This window comes from Streptomyces sp. YS-3 (assembly GCF_045257485.1).
Taxonomy (GTDB): Bacteria; Actinomycetota; Actinomycetes; order Streptomycetales; family Streptomycetaceae; genus Streptomyces.
The window spans coordinates 1-3,736 of record NZ_JBJHPC010000660.1 but is presented as its reverse complement, the minus strand read 5'-3'; the positions used below and the strand labels follow the sequence as shown (position 1 = coordinate 3,736).

Here is a 3,736-nt window from a genome sequence, read left to right as displayed (position 1 = left end):
GAGCACCACCCGCGCCCCCGACGACACCGGCGTGTTCTCCGCGTACGTGCACACGATCTGCGACAGCGCGAGCGCGGGCAGATCCTCGGGGCGCCGGCTCAGCCGCAGCGCCCCCGCCGGATCGCCGCCGCGCGCGGCCGTCACCGTCAGCGGCCCCCGTACATCCGTCGTGTAGCCCGCCGCCTTCTCGTCCCCCGACGGCGCGACCTCCAGTTCGCCGAGCAGCGCCTGCGCGAACCGGAGGCGGTCGGCCGAGGCCCGGCCCTCGGGGATCCGCACCGACCGCTCGGCCGACACCAGCTGCGCCCCGCACACCAGGTAGACCCGGACCGTCACGCCCTCGAACTGCGGGGAGACGGGGTTCTCCGGGTTGTCGGGGTTCCCCGGCACCTCGCAGGGCACCCGCGAGGGCGCGGGCCCGGCGTCCACCGGGACGGCGGTGGGCCGGATGCCGCACCCCGTGGCGGCGGTGCCGAGCGCGAGGAGGGCCAGCGCCCCGCCGAGAAGCCGCCTCACGCCTCCTCACCCCCGTCCCGCGGCAGCCGCAGCACGAACACCGCCCCGCCCTCGGGCGAGTTCTCGGCGGTGATGTCACCGCCGTGGATGTGGGCGTTCTCCATCGCGATGGACAGGCCGAGACCGCTGCCCTCCGACCGCGGCCGGGACGCGCTCGCCTTGTAGAAGCGGTCGAACACGTGCGGCAGCACCTCCTCAGGGATGCCGGGCCCGTGGTCCCGTACCGCGATCACCAGTTCCTCGCCCTCCACCCGCACCGACACCCGTACCGGAGAGCCGCCGTGCTTGAGCGCGTTCCCGATCAGGTTGGCCAGGATCACGTCCAGGCGGCGCGGGTCGAGCCGCGCCATGATGCCGCGTTCGGCGTCCAGGTCCACCGCGTCCAGCCAGGCCCGCGCGTCGATGCACGCGGTGATCTGGTCGGCGATCTCGACGTTGTCGAGGACGAGCCGGGCCGTACCGGCGTCGAAGCGCGTGACCTCCATCAGGTTCTCGACCAGGACGTTGAGCCGGCGCGTCTCGGAGACCACCAGCTGCACGGCGGGCGCGATCATCGGGTCGAGGCTGTCCGCCTCGTCCTCCAGGACCTCGGTGACGGCCGTCAGCGCGGTCAGCGGCGTCCGCAGCTCGTGCGACATGTCCGCCACGAACCGCCGGCTCGCCTCCTCCCGCGCGCTCATGTCGCTGACCTTCTTCTCCAGGCTCTCGGCCGTCTTGTTGAACGTCCGCGAAAGATCGGCCAGTTCGTCCGTGCCCGAGACCCGCAGCCGGGTGTCGAGCTTGCCCTCGCCGAGCTGGCGGGCCGCGTCGCCGAGCCGCTGCACCGGCCGCAGCACGGTCGTCGCGGCGGCCTGCGCGAGCAGCGCGGAGCCGAGCAGCGCGAGCCCGGTGGCGATGCCGAGCGACCAGGCCAGCGAGTTGAGGTCCTGCCGCTCCTGGTCGAGCGAGGCGAGCATGTACCCGGTCGCCCCGCCACCGATGATCTTCGTCCCGCCCACCAGGTACGGCTTGCCGCGCAGGGTCCTGCGCTGCCAGAACAGGTGGTACGGATAGGAGTTGCTGTCGGTGACCTTCTGCTTCTTGTCCACCGCCTCCTGGAGCGAGGCCGGCACGTCGTCGAGGGTGAAGCGGTCCACGTCGGACGCCCCCACGATCGGCTTGCCCGGGTCGCGCTGGTCCACCAGGAGCACCTGGTACCCGGAGCTGACGTGGTAGCCGGAGCGGCTGCTCGCCGCCATCTGCTGGGCCGTGGTCTGCAGATCGTGGGCGGTGGGCCGCAGCGGCAGCGAGGCCGCCCGGTTCTGCATCTCCTGCCGGAAGTCGCCGAGCGCCGCGTCCTGGGTCCGTACGAGCACGGCCTCCCGGTTGAGCCAGTACGCGATCCCCGACGCGGAGACGGCGGCGGTCAGCGCGACCAGCGCGAACACGACGACCAGACGCAGACGCAGACTGGTCCAGCGGAGGCCGGCGAGTATCGCCTTCTTCACGTTCCGAATCGCTGCTTTCTTGGGTTCGCCCGCGCAGGCGGGGTCAGGACGGGGTGTCGAGGCGGTAGCCGACCCCGCGCACCGTGCGGATCAGCGAGGGCGACGACGGTACGTCCTCGACCTTGGCCCGCAGCCGCTGCACACACGCGTCGACCAGACGGGAGTCGCCCAGGTAGTCGTGCTCCCACACCAGGCGCAGCAACTGCTGGCGGGAGAGCGCCTGCCCGGGGCGGCGGCTCAGCTCCAGGAGCAGGCGCAGCTCGGTGGGCGTCAGCTGCAGGTCCTCGCCGTTCTTGGTGACCGTCATCGCGGCCCGGTCGATCACCACGTTGCCGAAGGTCGCGGAGTCGGTGGCCTCGCGCTCGCCGCGCCGCAGCACCGCCCGGATCCGGGCGTCCAGCACCCGTCCCTGCACCGGCTTGACCACGTAGTCGTCGGCGCCGGACTCCAAACCCACGACCACGTCGATGTCGTCGCTGCGCGCGGTCAGCAGAATGATCGGCAGCTGGTCGGTGCGCCGGATACGGCGGCACACCTCGAAGCCGTCGATCCCGGGCAGCATGACGTCCAGCACGACCAGATCGGGCCGCTGCTCACGGAGCAGCTTCAGGCCGTCCTCTCCCGTCGCCGCGGTGGCCACACGGTGGCCCTGGCGGGACAGGGAGAGTTCGAGCGCCGTGCGGATGGCGTCGTCGTCCTCGATCAGCAACAGGAAAGGCACGGAGGTCATTCTGACCCATGGGGGAGCGGAGTTCGACCTTCCGTGGACATCACCCCCTTTCCCCCACACCCGGCCCGCTGTGACAGGCCTGTGACAGTCGTCGGACACCGCGATGAAACTGGCCCGGCAGAGTCTTCCTCGTACCGACCGGAACAAGACTCCACCGACGGGGGGCGCGAGATGAACACTCTGCACAGCACCACCTCAAGCGCAGTTGTCACGCGTCTCCACGACGTCGTGCGGAGCGAGAAGTCCGGTGCCGTGAGCGGACGGGGGTGCGCTCGCGGCACCGGGCGTCAGCACCAGTCGTACATGACGGTGCTCGACGCGGTACCGACCTCGCCCTTCACCGGCGCGGGGACCGGCGGGGATGCGGCGTACGGGGAGACCACGGGGGAGCGTTCCGCCTCCGGGGCCGCGGATGCCGAAGCGGCGTTCACGGCCTATGTGCAGGAGCGCCGGGCCTCCCTGTACGCCACCGCCTACCACCTGACCGGAGACCGGTTCGAGGCCGAGGACCTGCTGCAGAGCGCGCTGTTCTCGACCTACCGGGCCTGGGACCGGATCAGCGACAAGGCCGCGGTCGGGGGCTACCTCCGCCGCACCATGACCAACCTGCACATCAGCGCGTGGCGCCGCCGCAAGCTGAACGAGTACCCGACCGAGGAGCTGCCGGAGACGGCGGGCGACACGGACGCGATGCGCGGCACGGAGCTGCGCGCGGTGCTCTGGCAGGCGCTGGCACGACTGCCCGAACTCCAGCGCACGATGCTGGTCCTGCGGTACTACGAGGGCCGCACCGACCCGGAGATCGCGGACATACTCGACATCAGTGTCGGCACGGTGAAGTCCAGCATCTGGCGGTCGCTCCGCCGGCTGCGCGAGGACGACGTCCTCGCCTTCGGCCGTGACGAGGAGGAGTCCTTCGGCGAGCTGGTGGCCTGAAGGTCTGGCCCGGCGGTGGCAGCCGCCGGAGTACGGGGATCAGGGGGGAGCGTACGGGGGCCGGCGC

Annotated in this window: 4 protein-coding genes; 1 reads left to right on the top strand and 3 read right to left on the bottom strand. The window is 71.6% G+C overall.

The window, feature by feature from the left end:
* The 3 genes from ACJA3G_RS32770 to afsQ1 all read right to left on the bottom strand — a co-directional run.
* Nucleotides 1-516 (bottom strand): hypothetical protein (locus ACJA3G_RS32770; RefSeq protein ID WP_406556671.1); only part of this gene is annotated, 516 nt, incomplete at its 3' end.
* Nucleotides 513-2,003, bottom strand: a complete 1,491-nt coding sequence (locus ACJA3G_RS32765; protein ID WP_406556670.1) for an ATP-binding protein — start codon at nt 2,001-2,003, stop codon at nt 513-515. The genes ACJA3G_RS32770 and ACJA3G_RS32765, both read right to left, overlap by 4 nt.
* A gap of 43 nt (nt 2,004-2,046) precedes the next feature.
* Nucleotides 2,047-2,724, bottom strand: coding sequence for a two-component system response regulator AfsQ1 (afsQ1, locus tag ACJA3G_RS32760; protein WP_406556669.1), 678 nt, complete (start codon nt 2,722-2,724; stop codon nt 2,047-2,049).
* A 180-nt stretch (nt 2,725-2,904) separates the two neighbouring features.
* On the opposite strand from afsQ1, the gene ACJA3G_RS32755 reads away from it, so the two are divergent.
* Nucleotides 2,905-3,669, top strand: coding sequence for a SigE family RNA polymerase sigma factor (locus ACJA3G_RS32755; RefSeq protein ID WP_406556668.1), 765 nt, complete (start codon nt 2,905-2,907; stop codon nt 3,667-3,669).
* Nucleotides 3,670-3,736: the final 67 nt, after the last annotated feature.